Source organism: Formosa agariphila KMM 3901 (assembly GCF_000723205.1).
GTDB classification, from domain to species: Bacteria; Bacteroidota; Bacteroidia; order Flavobacteriales; family Flavobacteriaceae; genus Formosa; species Formosa agariphila.
This window is the reverse complement of the sequence record NZ_HG315671.1, coordinates 3,147,651-3,165,006: the sequence shown is the minus strand read 5'-3', so window position 1 is coordinate 3,165,006 and position 17,356 is coordinate 3,147,651. Positions and strand designations below refer to the sequence as shown.

The following is a 17,356-nucleotide window of genomic DNA, read 5'->3' as shown; positions in this document are numbered from 1 at the left end:
TATTTGACTTAATTGTTCTCTTCTAAATGTAAATTAGAAAATTAATCATGTTACTTTATTGTCAATAAATCAATATTTTTACATCTCTAAAAATAGAACGTTTCCATATCTGCTTTTAAAATTCAAACTAACTTAAAATATGACACATGGATTTAAGTAAAAAAACAGTCTTTATATTATCATTTTTATTAATAATGATTTCTGCTGTTTCACAAAATAATCCAAATTTTAAGAGAATATCTCCAACACTTAATAATGTTGGTATGTCTATCAATAAAATGATTCCAGGTCCTTATAATACCATATGGATGGTTTGTAATTCTGGAATATTAATTTATGATGGATACGATTATAGATTAATCTCTAATGCTGTTATTTTTCCAAACGGAGATTTAAATAATCAAATTTCTAAAATAGAAAAAGACGATAATGGTAATATATGGTTGTTATCGCAATATGGCTCCCTTTCAATGTATAATGAAAGTACTGGAACTTTTAGTCTATTGAAATCTAATCTTAATAATCATTACGTACGTGGGATTACAACCTACGAAAAAGATTTATGGTACATTACGGACGGGGGTATTATATATAAATATAGTGGTGACCATAGTGATAGTATAACTACAATTTCTAAGAAGTATCTAAAGAAACCGATTCAAAATGTAGTGGTAAATCGAAATAAGAACTTGTTTTTTAGTACTTTAGATGGTAAAATATATAATTATAATATACTCCATAAATCTATAAATGAGATTGAGGGTGTGTTTACGGATTTTCCAGGGAATTTGATTTTAGAAGTTGATAATACTGATAAGCTATGGGTAGGAACAGAAACATATGGACTTTTTGTTTATGATATCGAACAAAATAGTTTTATTCAAAATACATTCTTTAAAAAAGACATTTATAATATAAAGAATGAATTATTCTTATCTCTTTATTTTGATAGTAATGGTTTTATTTGGGGAGGTACTGATGGAGGTGGGCTTTATCGTATTCACTCGATTCAAGGTGACGTGGAACTGTTTTCTAAAGATGTTTCAAATGAATTCTCTCTTAGTAGTAATACGATTTTAAATATAAGTGAAGATAATCATAAGAATATTTGGATAGCTACTAATTATGGCGTAATAAATGTTTTATCAAGGCCCAATACTTCGATAAAATATCATTCAGGATCAGTTAAAAATGTGCCCCAACGTATTTTGAGTATATTAAAAAGTTCAAACGGGACATTGTGGTTAGGAACAGATGGTTCTGGTGTTACCAAAATAAATTCGACAAGTCAGGATTCAAGGACAGAAGAACAGTACTTTAATAATGTTTTTAGAAATAAAGGTTTTTATGTACAGTCCATAGCTGAAGATGATTTAAATAATATTTGGTTTGGTACTTATAAAAATGGACTATGGAATTATAATTCTAAAAATAAAACCTTTAAGAAAATAGATTTAATTAGCTCTAAAAATCATCATGCTACAGACGTACGAACCGTTTTTAATGATTCTAAAGGTAGAATTTGGGTGGCGTCAAATATTTCTTTAAGTGTATATACGTCTGATTTAAAACTAATATATGCATTTGAATATGGTTACAAAGGCTTAGAAGGAACTATAATAGAAAGTATTTATGAAGATGAAAATGAACGTTTATGGTTTGGTGCTCCATTTGGTGGTTTTTATGAATTGGTAGAAAAAGATACTATATCAAACTCGGTATTTATTAATCATATACCAGAATTTGATGAGATAATGCGGGAGGCTTATATACCTAAGTCTATGACTTCTGGAGGTTTGAATATAATTTGGTTTATTAATAGAAATGGAAAACTAATAAAATACAATTCTTTAAATAAAGTTTTTGAAAAGTTTGAAAATATAGAAGCTTTAAATAATCATAGTTTAGTAAGTATTGTTTCTGAAGATAATAATAATCTATGGATGAGTTCAAATCACGGAATTAGTCATTTTAATATTAAAGATTCTTCTTTAGAATCTTTTTATAATTCAGATGGATTTGAGGATAATATTTATTTAGGGCGTAGTGTGTTTAAGGATAAGCAAGGAACAGTTTATTTTGGAGGAATAAGAGGTGTAAATTATTTTAAACCTAATTCGATACAAAAACAAGTTTCAAAAGCTAATCTTTATATTAATAATATTGAAGTACTTAATAGAGCAGTCGATTCCATATTTCCCGTTAAGGAGTTTTGTGATATATATAATATTAAGGAGTTAAACCTTCAGCATGATCAAGCTTCTTTTTCATTCAGGTTCTCTGCTGTAGATAATCTTTTAAATCAAAATTATTACTATACCTATAAATTAAAAGGATTTGATAAGGATTGGATAAGAAGTCACCCTGAACGGGTTGCAACTTATACTAATATTCCTCCTGGTGATTACGTATTTGAAGTAAAGGCAGGAACAGTGAAAGGTATGTGGGATATTAAACCTAGGCAGATTAAAATAAAAGTAACCCCCCCGTATTGGAGAACAGATTGGGCATATTTGTTTTATCTAATAGGTTTAATATTGTTAGCGGCATTGGTGAGAAGATGGTATTTGTTTAGAAATAATATGCTATTAGAAAAGGTACACTTTATTAAAGAACATGAATTGAGTAATCTTAAAATGGACTTCTTTACAAAAATGTCACATGAAATTCAAACTCCTATTACTTTAATATTAGGTCCCATTGATGATATGATTATACGTGCTGAAAAAAATGGAAATTTGCTATTAAAACAACGTTTAAATATAATTGCTAACAATACTAATAGATTGTCTAAAATAGCAAGAGATTTAACACTAGTTAGAGATAAAGAATTGAAACAATTACGCTTATCAGTTACTAAAAATAATGTGTATAATGATATTGAAGATATTTCGTTGTCTTTTAGAGAATTGTCTAGAAAGAAACAAATAGATTTTGTTGTTAATTGTCCTCAAAACTTGTCAGAATCATGGTATGATAAAGATAAAATTGAACATGTTATTTATAATTTGCTTTCAAATGCTTTTAAATTTACTCCACGTGAAGGAAATATTCGATTAGGAGTTACACCGTTTAATGACAAGAAAACTATAAAAATAGATATAACGGATTCGGGACCGGGGATTTCTAAAGGAGATTTAGAAGCTATATTTAATTTGTTTTATCAATCTAAAGAAGGAAAAAAACAAAAAGGTTCAGGTATTGGATTAGCCTTAACAAAAGAGATAATCGATATGCACAATGGTAGCATAGAAGTAAATTCTTCAGCAGAGGAAGGAACAAGCTTCATTGTTATTTTACCAATTTCTGAAGATAGTTATTTAGATGAAGATAAAATTGTAACTAATGATTCAGAATTAGAAAACCTCTTTGAAATACCCGAACAGATAATAAATAAAAGTAATAAACCTAATGAGGCTGATGTTTCAAAGAAGACCATATTAATTGTTGAAGATAATTTGGATCTGCAAGAATTTTTAAAGGATTTATTGATTACAAAGTACAATATATTGCTAGCAGACAATGGAGAAGAAGGATATCATTATGCAAAGACAAATTACCCTGACTTAATTTTAAGCGACATTACCATGCCAGGTATAGATGGTGTTACTATGTCAAAAATGCTTCAAAAGGATAGTTTAACCAAACATATACCCGTAATTTTAATTACAGCTAACAACTCGATTAATTCTAAAATATCTGGCTTAAAATCAGGAGCTATAGAGTATATAAATAAGCCTTTTAATACGAATGAATTATTATTGAAAGTAAAAAATATTATATCTTCTAAAGAGCATATAATCTCCAAATATAGGGCAGAGGCTATTAGTAATCCAGAAGTTACCATTGAAAAATCTAAAGACGAGGTATTCTTAGAAAGTTTAATGGCGATTGTAAATTCTAAATTAACAGATTCAGATTTAAAAATGGAAGAACTAGCCGATTCATTAAACATGAGTTATTCCAGTTTTTATAGAAAATGTCAAGCATTAACAGGGCATAGTATAATTGATTTTGTAAGACTTATTCGTTTAAAAAAAGCAGCAGTTATTCTTGCTAAATTTGGATATTCTATCTCTGAAGTTGCTTTTATGGTTGGATTTAATGATCCGAAATATTTTTCAAAATGTTTTAAAAAACAGTTTGGTAAAACACCAAAAGTATTTTCAAATGAAGCGAAACAAGAAGGTGCAGAGATTTATTTAAAGTATCATGGTTTGTCAGATATTTAGATGTAAAATTCAGATGTTTGTTTAATATCTTTCAATACAAAGGTGCTGTTTAAGACGCCAATATTTTCTATTTTAGAAAGCTTATATTTTACAAAATTATGATAGCCCTCTAAGCTTTGTGTGTTTATTTTTAGAATAAAATCCACTTGGCCAGCCATATGGTAACATTCTTGAACCTCTTCAAGACTTTGAATTTGTTCTTCAAATTTCTCAATAAAAGCTTCGTTATGGTAACGCATAGAAACTTGACAGATAGTGGTTATAGATCTATCTATAAGTTTTTTATCTAATATAGCTACATATTTCTTTATAAAGCCTTGCTTTTCTAATCGACGAATACGTTCGTACACAGGAGAGGCTGTAAGATTAAGTGTGTTGGCTATTTCTTTTGCTGTTTTTTTCGAATCTTTTTGTAAAATTCTTAAAATGGTTGTGTCAGTTGTATCTAATAATTCCATAGTCTGAAATAAAAATTACTGTTATTTTATTTTTTTTAAGTGTTGAAAAGTAAAAATAGCGTATAATTTAATTTTTTCAGCTTTATTTGCTTAATATTCGGCTTTATTTATTTTAAATAATCATAAATCATAGATTTGTAAGTAAATCGAGCTGAATTTTATGGAAAACTATAATATTAGTAATACAGTTGTTTTAGTAATTGGTGCAAATGGTCAATTAGGTTCTGTTTTAGTGAAATCACTACAAGAGAAATTTGGGGTCAATAATGTTATTGCTTCCGATTTAAGAACTAGAGAAGGGTATCAGGGATTATTTGAAATTATTGACGCAATTACTTTTGAACGTATAGAAGAAGTTGTAAAAGCATATAAAGTAACTCAGATTTATCATTTGGCTGCCATATTATCAGCCAAAGGCGAAGAGAATCCTTTACAAACATGGGATATTAACATGAAAACCATGTTTAATGTTTTTGAAGTCGCTAGATTAAATCAAATAGAGAAAGTGTTTTACCCAAGTTCTATTGCTGTGTTTGGTGAAGGAGCAGATAAGGAGTCTACTTCTAATCATGCATATTTAGACCCAGCCACAGTTTATGGTATTAGTAAAGCAGCTGGCGAAAATTGGGCTCAATATTATTTTTTAAGATATGGGTTAGATGTGCGATCTATTCGGTATCCAGGAGTTATTGGATACCAATCTTTGCCAGGTGGAGGCACTACAGATTATGCAGTAGATATTTTTCATAAAGCTGTCTTAGGTGAGTCTTTTAGTTGTTTTTTAACAGAAGACACAACATTGCCTATGATTTTTATGGACGATGTTATTCGTGCAACTATAGAGCTAATGGATGCTCCAAAAGAATCAATTCAAACAAGAACATCTTATAATTTAGCGGGAGTAAGTTTCTCGCCTAAAGAGGTTGTAGAAGAGATTGTAAAATCATATCCAAATTTTGAAGTAAATTACGAACCAGATTTTAGGCAGCGTATTGCCGATAAATGGCCTAAATCTATTGACGATTCATTAGCTAGAAATGAATGGGGATGGAAACCAGAATTTGATTTAGAGGCAATGAGTAAAATCATGATTGAGAAATTAAAAAACTATTATAATTTAGTACAAGCATAATCATTACAAAAAAGATAACACATGTATTCAAATTTAAAAGAAGCTTTACAAGCAGAAATAGAAACCCTAAAAGAAGAAGGGTTATATAAAAGTGAACGTATAATAACAACGCCACAACGTGCTGAAATTTCAACGACACAAGTGAACAATGTTATCAATTTTTGTGCTAATAACTATTTGGGGTTATCATCGCATCCAGAAGTTCTTGAAGCTAGTAAAAAAACGATAGATACACATGGTTTTGGAATGTCTTCTGTACGTTTCATTTGTGGAACTCAAGATATTCATAAAGAATTAGAGCAAAAAACAGCCGAATTTTTAGGCATGGAAGATTGTATATTATATGCTGCTGCTTTTGATGCAAATGGCGGTATTTTTGAACCTCTTCTTACCGCAGAAGACGCTATTATTTCTGATGCGTTAAATCACGCATCCATTATTGATGGTATTCGTTTATGCAAAGCCAAGCGTTTTAGGTATGCTCATAATGATATGGCCGATTTAGAAAAACAATTACAAGATGCAGAAGGTTCAAGACGAAAGTTAATTGTAACTGACGGTTCATTTTCTATGGATGGTACCATTGCTCAATTGAATATAATTTGTGATTTAGCCGATAAGTACGATGCATTAGTCATGATAGATGAATGTCATTCTACAGGTTTTTTAGGAAAAACAGGTCGTGGAACTCACGAATATCATAATGTAATTGATCGTATCGATATCATAACAGGAACATATGGTAAAGCTTTAGGTGGAGCTTCAGGTGGATTTACTGCTGCAAGAAAGGAAATTGTAGATATTTTACGTCAGAAATCTAGACCATACTTGTTTTCTAATACAGTAGCACCTTCTATTGTTGGAGCATCAATTAAAGTTTTAGATATTTTAAGTGCTTCTACGCATTTACGTGATACATTAGAAGAGAATACAAAATACTTCAGAAAACAAATGACAGCAGCAGGTTTTAATATTCTGCCAGGAGATCACCCAATTGTACCAGTTATGTTAGAAGAAGCGCCTTTAGCCCAGGAGTTTGCAGCCAGACTTTTAGATGAAGGGATTTATGTTATTGGTTTCTTTTATCCTGTAGTACCTAAAGGTAAAGCAAGAATACGTGTACAATTATCTGCAGGTCATGAGCGTCAGCATTTAGACAAGGCAATTTCCGCATTTATAAAAGTTGGTAAAAGCTTAAATGTAATTTCATAAATTAAGATAATGCATGTTTTAAAACCTTTTCTTATTGTTTTTTTGTTGTGTAGTGCGTTTTTACATGCTCAAGTTGAAGCTGTCGAATTACGTGTGCTTCAATTTAATATCTGGCAAGAAGGAACAAAAGTTGAAAACGGTTTTAATACTATTATTACTGAAATTATAGAAAATGATGCTGACCTAATAGCGCTTAGTGAAGTGCGAAATTACGATGGTGTAACATTAAACGACAGATTAGTTAATGCATTAAAAGTAAAAGGTTATACATATTATTCTGAAAAGAGTGAAGATTCAGGGGGTACTTTCAAAGTATCCCATTTTGTCTCAATCCACTATATTTCCACTGCAGAATGATCATGGTTCAATTACTAAGGCAATAATTAATGTTCAAGGGAATACCATAGCATTTTATAGTGGTCATTTAGATTATTTAAATTGTGCCTTGTATTTGCCTCGAAGCTACGATGGGTCGACTTGGAAAGTTTTAGAAAAACCAATAACAAATATTTCTAAAATTCAAGAAATTAATATGGCTTCAAAGCGTGACGAAGCTATCGCTGCATTTATAAATGATGCTAAGAGTGAAGTTTTAAATGGAAACGTCGTCATTTATGGAGGAGATAATAATGAACCTTCCCATCTAGATTGGGTTGAAGCGAATAAAGATTTATATGATCATCATGGTGTTGTCATGCCTTGGTTTAACACTGTACAATTAGATAAAGCAGGGTTTTTAGATGCTTATAGAACGGTGTTTTCAAATCCAATTACACATCCTGGGTTTACTTACCCTGCAAATAATACAGCTGTCCCTGTTACTAAACTAGCTTGGAGTCCTAATGCAGATGATCGAGATCGTATAGATTTTATTTTTTACTACCCAGATACACGATTAAAACTTGAAAACGTAGCCATTCTAGGACCAAGAGGTGATATTGTTAGAAATAAAAGAGTGATAGAAAATACTGCCGATAATATTATTACTCCTAAAAATATATGGCCAAGCGATCATAAGGCTGTACTAGCTGTTTTTAAATTAAATATCTAGTTTAATACATCGATTATTAGTATGGTATGTTTGGTTTGAATCCGTTCATTCTATTTTATCACAAAAATATGTTCTAAAAATTTCAACCTTTCAAAATTAAAGAGCCAAACGTTAGTGGTTGATGAAAGTTAGGTTCTGTTACTTGTGGATGAACCCAACTCATCCAAATGGGATGTCTTTGTGTCTCATTAGTAAGTTTAAATTTAGCAGCGAAAATACCTACCTCTAATTGGCTATTATAAAGTAATTTTAATTCTTTTAAAACCGAAATAGACACTACGCCTTCAAGCGTATATCCGTTAGCATTTACATTAGATTTTAATTCGATGCCATGCTTTGACCAGTTCCAATCGAAATCGAAAACCTTTCCTGCTTTTGCTTTAAAATCCATCAACCTTGCAGATGAATCCATTTCTAAACAGTAATACGGATTTAAGTCTTTATCTTTTCTAAAAAATAATTCAACTCGATCAGAGGATCCAATGCTTTCAATACTATCGTCTGTGGTATTTAAATAGACTTCTTGATCTTCTACATGAAAACAGAAATAGAAATTATTTACATCCCATAATGCTTTAAAAGCAACCTTGGGTTTAAATTCTAAATCCCAAGGTGCTATAAAATCTGTTAATAATTCGGCCGTTTTCCATGGCGTACTATTACCGAGTCCATTAATATTTAGAGTCGATTCTTCTATGCGATTTACAGTATACGTTTTCATATGGCACAACACTTTTTTAGCTGGGTTTTAGTTAAAATGAAATAACTTAGAAGCCTCTATTAATTCGGCTTCAGTTTTATCTTCTATAGGCATAAAATAAAAGGTGTACACATGTGTTTCGTTCCCTTTAATCTGATATTTCTCTTGTGGTTTTCCTCCCCAACTGTTATCACCTGCAACTCCACGCTGATCTAAATCGATATTTAATTGAACTAAATCTTGTTCTTTAATATCTATAGTGTGTTTATTTTTATTCACATTAGGAATACCATCAATACGAAATTCCGTTTCAATTTTTGCAGCATCTCCATAATCTAAACCTTCCGAAGTATCAAAATCTTCGTTTGGCATATGTAAAGCACTTAAACCTAAGCCTTGTTTAACATCTTTTGCAACCACTAATAATCCAGAATTAGTTTCGTCTAATAATGCAGCCCAACGCACATTAGTTTTATAGCCATTTTCTTGTGGTCTTATGTATGGTACATATTGATCCTTTACAGTAGACTCATATAAGTCTATAAAAGCAGCATGGTTTCTGTCTTTGTAATTCTCCCAAGGTCCACGTCCAAAATACGTTAAATTATCATATTTCCTAGGCATCTGCATGCGCATTCCTATTCTAGGAATATCTGCCTTATAGGTTGTTGGGTTTAGTGTATTACTAACTTTTATCATTCCGTTTCCATAAACAGTATATATACTTTCCCATGTAGTATCTACACCTGGTAATATATAACTCACTTTTAGTTGAATACGGTCTTCTGCAACAGTTGTAACTTTAATGTCGCTTACTTTAGAGAATAAAGAGGCTTTTTTCCACTCAATATTATTCTTATACATTCTATTTCCAGAATCGTTATCGGTTACTGCTCTCCAAAAATTTGGTTTAGGACCTTTACCTGCTAGGATTAAGTCTTGCCCTTTAAATTTTAAAATTTCAATTCTACCAGCTTCAGAACTAAATACAAATTCTAAATCATCATTTGTAATACTTACAATACCTTTGCTATTTTTTACTTTTAAACGATCTGAATTTGGAAGCGTAGTCTCTTCTACTTTATATGTTTTAGTTAATGCAATTTGCTCATGTGCTAATTCAAAATTAGCAGGTATAATTCCCCAGTCTGCTTTTATTTCAGCAGATAATTCAACGAAATACTCTGTATTTGGTTTAACATTAATTTCATCTAATGGGATACGAATCATTTTTCCTGTATGCGTGTCTACGTTAAGGGTGTCTATAGTTATACTTTTTAAAACCTGTCCGTCTGCTTTTATTTTAGCAATAAAATTAAATGCATCTAGGTTTGTAAAATCATATAAATTTTCTACATAAACGCGAAGTTCGTTCTGTTTGTTTACGCCTTTATTTTTGAAGTTTATAAATTCATGTGCTTTTTTAACTTCATATAATCCGGGTTGAGGAGTACGATTTGGAAATACAATTCCATTGTTTAAAAAGGTATTATCAGACGGCATGTTTTCGCCATAGTCGCCACCATAAGCATAATAACGTTCGCCATCTTCATTAGTTTTCCAAATAGACTGATCTACCCAATCCCAAATAACCCCCCCTTGTAGGTTATCGTATTTTTCTATAACATCCCAATAGTCTTGAAAATTTCCTGTGCTGTTACCCATAGCATGAGCATATTCACTTGGTATAAACGGACGGTCTGTTTTATCTTGTCCAATTTTTTCGAAAGTAGCTGGAGAAGGATATTGAGGCACAATAATATCTGTATTCCAATCCATGTCTAATAAACCACCATCTGTATCTTTATAAGAACGCTCGTATTGCACCGGACGTTTCGATTTGTCGGCAGCTTTTATCGCTTTATAACCTGCGTAAAAATTAACACCGTTTCCTGCTTCATTTCCCATAGACCAAATAATTACAGACGGATGGTTTTTATCGCGTTGTACCATTCTTACCATACGATCTACATGAGCATGTTCCCAAGCATCGTTTTTGGCTAACGATGATGAACCGTAATACATTCCGTGAGATTCTATATTGGCTTCATCAACAACATAAATTCCGTATTGGTCGCACAACTCGTAAAAGCGTCTTCCTCGCGGATAGTGACTTAAACGCACTGCGTTAATATTGTTTTCTTTCCAAAGTTGAATGTCTTTTAAAATTAAAGCTTCAGACATCACGTGACCGGTTTCTGGGTCTGTTTCCTGGGCATTTACACCTTTTAATGTTATACGTTGCCCATTTACTAATAACAATCCTTGCTTGATTTCAACACTTCTAAACCCGATTTCACGAGATGTCGTTTCTGTAATATTTCCTTTTTTATCTTTTAACTCTAAGACTAAAGTATAGAGGTTTGGATGTTCTGCACTCCATGGTTTAATATTTGGAAGTTGAGCATTAAATGAAGTTGTACCGTTAGAATCGCCTTCGACTGTAATGGTCTCAGAATTTTCAACCAAGATGTTGTTATCTTTTAAAATATGATATGATATTTCTGCTTGTTGTTTTTTATTACCATGATTTTGTAGAGTGATATCTAATTCGAATTCGCCATTAGTATAGCCCGCATCTAGATTAGATACAACTTCAAAATCTTGAAGGCGTAATTTTGGTTGCGCATATACATATACACTACGTTCAATTCCACTTATTCGCCAGAAATCTTGACACTCTAGAAAACTTCCATCTGTCCATCTGTATATTTGAATGGCAATGGTATTTTTACCAGGCTTTGCCATCTTGGTAATATTAAATTCAGATGGTAATTTACTTCCTTGAGAATATCCAACATATTCACCATTTAACCAAACAAAGCCTCCAGACTTCATAGCTCCTACATGTAGAAATAACTCTTTACTAGACCATGAGTCTGCTATAACAAAATCACGACGATATGAACCTACAGGGTTATAATCATGAGGTACTTTTCCGGCGTATTTTGGGACGGAACGTGGACTTTCCGGATCTTTAAATTCAATTTCGTCTGATACACGTGCTTTATTATCAGCAAATTCATATTGATGATTTACATAAATAGGTACCCCAAAACCTTCTACTTCCCAATTACTCGGTACTTTAATTTCGTCCCATCCTGAAACAGATTCAGAGGGATTCATAAAAGTAGTCGGTCTATCATCTGGTTTTCTTACCCATTTAAATTTCCATACCCCATCCAAAACGTTTATAAATTCTGAATTATCTTGCTTTAAATTCTCTGAAGAATCATAAGATTTAAAACTAGCATGTGCCGGTTCTTTATTTTCGCTAATACGCTGTTCGTTTTCAATATAATCCCATATGTCTTTGGTTTGGGCCATAGCCGTGATGCCAAAGGACAAATACAATAAGATTAAAAATGAGAGATTAGATGTTTTCATATATTTAATTTGATTGTTCCTATTTAGATAAATAGTTAAGCTTTTAATTGTATTGTTATTGGTTGAGGATTAGGAATTACTTTTATATGAGTAAGATGATTAACTTTAGCTTTATCACTCAAATCGGTTCCCACGATTAAAGTATAGAGGTGAGCTTTAGAAAATACTTTAGGTTGAAAGCGGTTTCCTTTTATTCTAATAGTGTAAATGATTTCATTTAAAGTTTCATCGAAAACTTGTACTACAGGATTAGAACCTCCTTTTATTATTAACTCAGGTAAGAAACCTTCTGCTTCCCTACCATAATTCATTTCTTGACTAATAGTAATTGGCCAACCAGGTAATTGTTCTTGTTCTCCCAATTGTGGATTGGCATAACGTGCCCAACATTCTGTTTTTATAGTTCTATCCTTTTTATTAAACGTAACCAGCCCATAACCAGTTGCTCTGTTATGTACAATTTCTGGTGTTTTACCGGTGTTAAATGGATTTGCTACAGCTTTAACTGTTATTTTATTTCCGAAACCGTCGATGTGATTTCCAACATAAGCAGGATTTTTATAGGTGTGTTCTGCATAATTTATATCGGGCCAAAATCTACGTGGCCAAATATTGTTTAAAGCTGGCCCCGCAAACGCATAACCACTATCGCCAAAATTATCTATTCCGTATTGAATAAAACTACCTAAATGTTGATCTCCTGCAATATGAAAAGCAAAACATTTTCTAATTTTTTGAATAGCTTGATCCCTTTTGTTAGATGGCCATCCGTTTGAATCCATATCTACTGTAGGTGCATCTCCTTTAACATAAACACCTTTTTCTGGTATGCTTAATTTTGGTACAATATCATCTGTTAAGGTGCCTTTAGGTAATGTTGCTACAGTTGCAAAATTAGTTTGCGATAATACCACTTTCATTTCTATATTAGAGCCCCAATCGTCAGCCCAATCGTCAATAAATTTATGCTGACGTTCTCCTAGTAGTGTTGCCTCTAAGTTTTTGTATTTTTTAATATCGAAATCGGGATTTGTAATAAACCCATTCCAAATTTTAGCTTCTTCAGGAAGGATGTGTTTAGGAGCCGATTTAAATTTTCTATCTTCTAAAATAGCAAAACTCAAGCCCCCATAATTCCATTGTGTATAATACATACCTATATTTTGCTTTACAGGTGTTGCATCATATGGATCGGGTAAATGACTGGTTTGTGTAAACTGAACCATATTTACCCAATCTGCTGGCATTTTATATCCACCAGAATCTTGAGAAGACGCTCCATACCCTTCACTAATATCGGCTTTACCTCCAGACTCTCCCCAAACATTACCATGATAAACATCATGATCATCAGGAATTATAGCACATGGTTTATGACGAAATAATTCGCGGTAAGACCAGCCAAACATCATCCACTTTCTTAAATAATCTAAACAACTTTTGTCTAAATCACCATAGTATTGTGCTCCAAAACCTCCTGTACCTTCATAAAACTGATCGCCTAGAAAAAGTATGATATCAGGATTTAATTTTGAAACATTTTCGTAAACATCTGTGTCTGGAAAACCATAATGAAAATTACAGCTGAATACAGCTGCAGAAATTGACTCTATATTTAGAGGCTCTTCTGCAATTGTACCTTCGTAAGTATACTGATGAGTCTCTGTCTTTAATGGAATTTCTACAATAATACGATATGGTATATCAGTGTTTTCCTGCCAATTTTCTATTCTAAAACTTACAGCTCTTCCTTGGTGTTTTAACTGATGTTCTGAATAAGTTTCCCATGTATCATGTCTTTTAAATTGTAATAAAATTTTATGATTAGGAATAGATTCAATAGGAGCAAACTGTCCTGTTATTTTTAAAGTCTGAGCGTGTAAAGTATATTGCGCAAAACAAATAGGTCCGAATAATTGTTCCTCGTTTTGGTATAATTGAGAACCACTAATTTCCCAGTTTGAAAAAGCAACTGTTGGATTGTTTTCGATTGCTTTAGCAACCTTGATATCCGATAACAATGCAAAGTTACCTGCAACAACGTCTTTATTAATCGCTGACTTTACAGTTGTAAAAAGTGTCTGTTTTGATTTTGTATCTTTAACGTCTACGGTTAGATTATAATCATTACTACTCGGACTAAATTTAACTTGTAATTGAAATTGTTTAGGAATGGTTTTTAATCCTGTTTCAATGGTTTCAGCACCCAATTTTAAATTTCCATTTGGTAGTAAACCAATGTCAAATCCTTTCCCAAAAACAGCAGCAGATCTATAATCATCAAACTGACCTTTAGCACCTAATCTCAATCCAAAGCACCCAACTTGATCTGTTTCCAAATTAGATAGGAGCATATCTATTTCTACACTTATACTAAAGGCGCTAAGTGAACTTGTTTTTTGAACAGTTAATAATTGTAAGGTTCTATTTACACCAGAAATATTACATATTACACGACCGTTAATTAACTCCCAATCTTGCAAGCGATTTCCCCAATATTCAGGACCAACCCACTTCATGTTTTTCCAATTGTGCCAATTAGATTTAAAAGTAACTTGCTGCTCGTTTAGTGAATCATTCAAAATGCTTAAAGGAAATCCCGTGTTTACAAACCCTGGTAAAAGTGCTCCAAGAGCAATAGTTTTTATATATTTTCTTCTATTCATCAATTTAATACTTTATTCATCATTAATACACCCATTGTAATATCCTAAATTTGGATTCACATCTTGTACTCCTTCTACTATTTCTTGAGATGTATAATATCCTAATAAACTATAATACCTCACGTTAGTTATATAATTGTAATTCAAATACGTGTTTTTCTGCTCTGAAGCTATCTCAGAAAATTGTTGTTCGAGTTGCTCAAAAACATGTTCTTCTTTTTGTTTTGGTAAATCACAGAACGTTTTTAAAGCAATTTTAATTTGATTAGAATCTATCTCTGAAATTCTTTTTTTATAAATTTTTTCAAGAGTGTTTTTAAAACTTTCAGCACCTAAAACAAATACCCCTTGTTTCGAAACATCCATTGTTTCAAATATCATACTGTCGACGAAAGGTGTTAAGTTTAAATCAGTACCTCCAATCACGTCTGTTTTTGGTAGAAAAAAATCAATTAAAACAGTGGTCATATCTTTTAAATGGGTTGGGATAACTTCAGGTTCCCACGATTCTGATTGTTCGCTGCATGACTGAAAAAGGCTCACTATACTTGGTGTTATAGCCACGTATCCGAATGATAGCGCTCCTTGTTTTAAGACATCTCGTCTCTTCATGTTACTTGATTTTTTTATAGTTTCTAACGGCATGATTTACTGCTCTTGCAGTTAAAGCCATATATGTAAGTGACGGGTTTTGATTTCCTGAAGATGTCATACAAGCACCATCGGTAACATAAACATTAGGTACACTGTGTAATTGATTGAATGCATTTAAAACTGAAGTAGTAGAATCTTTACCCATTCTAGCAGTACCCATTTCATGAATTGCAATTCCTGGAAATGTTTCATTATTGTAACCCTTAACATTTTTGAATCCAGCTGATTTTAACATGTTAACAGCTTCATTTTTAATGTCTTCACGCATCAGTAATTCATTTTCTTTATATTCGCAGTCAAAAGAGACTGTAGGTAATCCCCATTCGTCTAATTTGTTATAGTCAAGAGTCATTTTATTTTCATGATAAGGTAAACATTCACCAAAACCAGACATTCCAATTTTCCATGGTCCTGATTTTAAAAGTGATTCTTTTAAATCTTTACCATAACTTAACTCCTTAATAGCGCGTTTCCAATTGGTTCTGCTTGCGCTACCCTGAAATGAATACCCTCTAAGAAATTTCTGTTTAGATTCAGAGTCAGGTAAATTTCTGAATCTTGGAATATGAAAACTCGCAGGGCGTTTCCCTTTATAAAATGCATCTTCAAAACCTTCTACAGTTGCAGTTGCTCCAACTTGAAAATGATGATCCATTAAATTATGTCCTAATTCCCCGCTATCGTTACCTAAACCATTAGGAAAACGCTTCGATTTAGATTGCAATAAAATACTTGTTGAGCCAATAGTGGACGCACAACAAAAAATAATATTTGCTTTATAGAACATCTGTTCTTTTGTTTCTGAATTAATAACTTTTACTCCAGTCACTTTTTGTAAACTATCATCGTAAACTAATTCAGTCACTATAGCATTTGGTAATAATTCCATATTACCTGTTTTCTCTGCTGCAGGTAATGTTGATGCATTACTACTAAAATATCCTCCAATTGGGCAACCTCTCATACAGCGATTACGATATACACAGTTGGCTCTCCCATCATGTTGGGCTTCACCTGTTAAATTCGTAAACCTGCCAATAGTTAAATGTCTGTTGTTATATTGTTTTTTTATTTCAGATCTAAAATAATCTTCAACACAATTTAGTTCTATAGGAGGAGATAAATAGCCATCAGGAAAATGATTTAACCCTAAATTTTCGCCGCTAACTCCTATAAATTTTTCAACTTTAGTATACCATGGTTCAATATCTTTATATCTAATAGGCCAATCTACAGCAATACCTTCTTTTTCATTGGCTTCAAAATCTAGATCAGTCATACGTAAGGCTTGGCGTCCCCATGTTAGTGATCTTCCTCCAACATGATAACCACGAATCCAGTCAAAACGCTTAATTTCATTATATGGATGCTTTAAATCGTTAACAAACCAATGTTTTATAGAATCGTGAGTTACAAAACCAGTTCGATTTTGTTTAAATTGTTTTTGTTTTGTTTCGTTGTTAGGTAGACCACGAAATTTAAAATCCCATGGGTCCATAGTAGCTGTTTTGTAATCTTTAACATGCTCTACCATTCGACCACGTTCTAACACTAAAGTCTTTAGCCCGTTTTCGCATAATTCTTTGGCTGCCCAACCTCCAGATATTCCTGTGCCAATTACAATGGCATCGAAACCTTTATCAATTACGTTTGTGTTTGTAATAGAATTCATTTAATTTTTCTATAAAAATTGTTATCGTTTAAACAACAGTCGAATTAATAAAATTAATTTTTTTGTATATAATTAAAGCGGTGTATTTAATTTAAAAAGGGTGTCATTTTAATTATTCTTATAGAGCTAGAATCTGTTTTGTGTTGAATATTAGGTGATTGTCTAAATTCGATTATAACACCTGATGGTACT

The 17,356-nt window shown here is 32.1% G+C and carries 11 protein-coding genes; 5 read left to right on the top strand and 6 right to left on the bottom strand.

What is annotated here, in order from left to right:
• Window positions 1-146: 146 nt before the first annotated feature.
• A complete protein-coding gene (locus BN863_RS13185; protein ID WP_038531421.1) occupies window positions 147-4,232 on the top strand; it encodes a hybrid sensor histidine kinase/response regulator transcription factor in 4,086 nt (1,361 codons plus the stop codon).
• Here BN863_RS13185 and BN863_RS13180 read toward each other — a convergent pair.
• Window positions 4,229-4,690 (bottom strand): Lrp/AsnC family transcriptional regulator, encoded by a 462-nt coding sequence (locus tag BN863_RS13180; protein ID WP_038531418.1) that lies wholly within the window; start codon window positions 4,688-4,690, stop codon window positions 4,229-4,231. The two genes, BN863_RS13185 and BN863_RS13180, sit on opposite strands and share 4 nt — an antisense overlap.
• 160 nt (window positions 4,691-4,850) lie before the next feature.
• On the opposite strand from BN863_RS13180, the gene BN863_RS13175 reads away from it, so the two are divergent.
• The 4 genes from BN863_RS13175 to BN863_RS13165 are packed head-to-tail and all read left to right on the top strand — an operon-like array spanning window position 4,851 to window position 8,085.
• Window positions 4,851-5,822 (top strand): NAD-dependent epimerase/dehydratase family protein, encoded by a 972-nt coding sequence (locus BN863_RS13175; protein WP_038531415.1) that lies wholly within the window; start codon window positions 4,851-4,853, stop codon window positions 5,820-5,822.
• A gap of 21 nt (window positions 5,823-5,843) precedes the next feature.
• Window positions 5,844-7,034, top strand: coding sequence for a glycine C-acetyltransferase (gene kbl / locus BN863_RS13170; RefSeq protein WP_038531413.1), 1,191 nt, complete (start codon window positions 5,844-5,846; stop codon window positions 7,032-7,034).
• A 9-nt stretch (window positions 7,035-7,043) separates the two neighbouring features.
• Window positions 7,044-7,391 carry an exonuclease/endonuclease/phosphatase family protein gene (locus BN863_RS18695; protein WP_197539161.1) on the top strand — a complete coding sequence of 116 codons (348 nt, stop codon included), beginning with the start codon at window positions 7,044-7,046 and terminating at the stop codon, window positions 7,389-7,391.
• Window positions 7,357-8,085 (top strand): exonuclease/endonuclease/phosphatase family protein, encoded by a 729-nt coding sequence (locus tag BN863_RS13165; protein ID WP_197539160.1) that lies wholly within the window; start codon window positions 7,357-7,359, stop codon window positions 8,083-8,085. Before BN863_RS18695 ends, BN863_RS13165 begins: the two co-directional genes overlap by 35 nt.
• 82 nt (window positions 8,086-8,167) lie before the next feature.
• Here the strand turns inward: BN863_RS13165 and BN863_RS13160 are convergent, their stop codons facing one another.
• From BN863_RS13160 to BN863_RS13140, 5 genes are read right to left on the bottom strand one after another with little or no spacing between them, the layout of a single operon-like run.
• Complete coding sequence (locus tag BN863_RS13160; RefSeq protein ID WP_038531410.1) at window positions 8,168-8,806, bottom strand: carbohydrate-binding family 9-like protein; 639 nt, start codon at window positions 8,804-8,806, stop codon at window positions 8,168-8,170.
• 27 nt (window positions 8,807-8,833) lie between these two features.
• Entirely contained in the window at window positions 8,834-12,172 is a 3,339-nt protein-coding gene (locus tag BN863_RS13155; protein WP_038531407.1) for a glycoside hydrolase family 2 TIM barrel-domain containing protein, read from the bottom strand.
• Window positions 12,173-12,207: 35 nt separating this feature from the next.
• Window positions 12,208-14,838, bottom strand: coding sequence for an alkaline phosphatase D family protein (locus BN863_RS13150; RefSeq protein ID WP_038531403.1), 2,631 nt, complete (start codon window positions 14,836-14,838; stop codon window positions 12,208-12,210).
• A 12-nt stretch (window positions 14,839-14,850) separates the two neighbouring features.
• Entirely contained in the window at window positions 14,851-15,450 is a 600-nt protein-coding gene (locus BN863_RS13145) for a gluconate 2-dehydrogenase subunit 3 family protein (RefSeq protein ID WP_038531401.1), read from the bottom strand.
• A gap of 1 nt (window position 15,451) precedes the next feature.
• Window positions 15,452-17,164: a GMC oxidoreductase gene (locus BN863_RS13140; RefSeq protein ID WP_038531398.1), complete on the bottom strand. Its 1,713-nt coding sequence runs from the start codon at window positions 17,162-17,164 to the stop codon at window positions 15,452-15,454.
• Window positions 17,165-17,356 lie beyond the last annotated feature (192 nt).

Bases quoted from the DNA above. Each gene is read 5' to 3' on its own strand.
- BN863_RS13185 (WP_038531421.1), top strand. From the start codon at position 147: ATGGATTTAAGTAAAAAAACAGTCTTTATATTATCATTTTTATTAATA.
- BN863_RS13180 (WP_038531418.1), bottom strand. From the start codon at position 4,690: ATGGAATTATTAGATACAACTGACACAACCATTTTAAGAATTTTACAA.
- BN863_RS13175 (WP_038531415.1), top strand. From the start codon at position 4,851: ATGGAAAACTATAATATTAGTAATACAGTTGTTTTAGTAATTGGTGCA.
- kbl (WP_038531413.1), top strand. From the start codon at position 5,844: ATGTATTCAAATTTAAAAGAAGCTTTACAAGCAGAAATAGAAACCCTA.
- BN863_RS18695 (WP_197539161.1), top strand. From the start codon at position 7,044: ATGCATGTTTTAAAACCTTTTCTTATTGTTTTTTTGTTGTGTAGTGCG.
- BN863_RS13160 (WP_038531410.1), bottom strand. From the start codon at position 8,806: ATGAAAACGTATACTGTAAATCGCATAGAAGAATCGACTCTAAATATT.
- BN863_RS13155 (WP_038531407.1), bottom strand. From the start codon at position 12,172: ATGAAAACATCTAATCTCTCATTTTTAATCTTATTGTATTTGTCCTTT.
- BN863_RS13150 (WP_038531403.1), bottom strand. From the start codon at position 14,838: ATGAATAGAAGAAAATATATAAAAACTATTGCTCTTGGAGCACTTTTA.
- BN863_RS13145 (WP_038531401.1), bottom strand. From the start codon at position 15,450: ATGAAGAGACGAGATGTCTTAAAACAAGGAGCGCTATCATTCGGATAC.
- BN863_RS13140 (WP_038531398.1), bottom strand. From the start codon at position 17,164: ATGAATTCTATTACAAACACAAACGTAATTGATAAAGGTTTCGATGCC.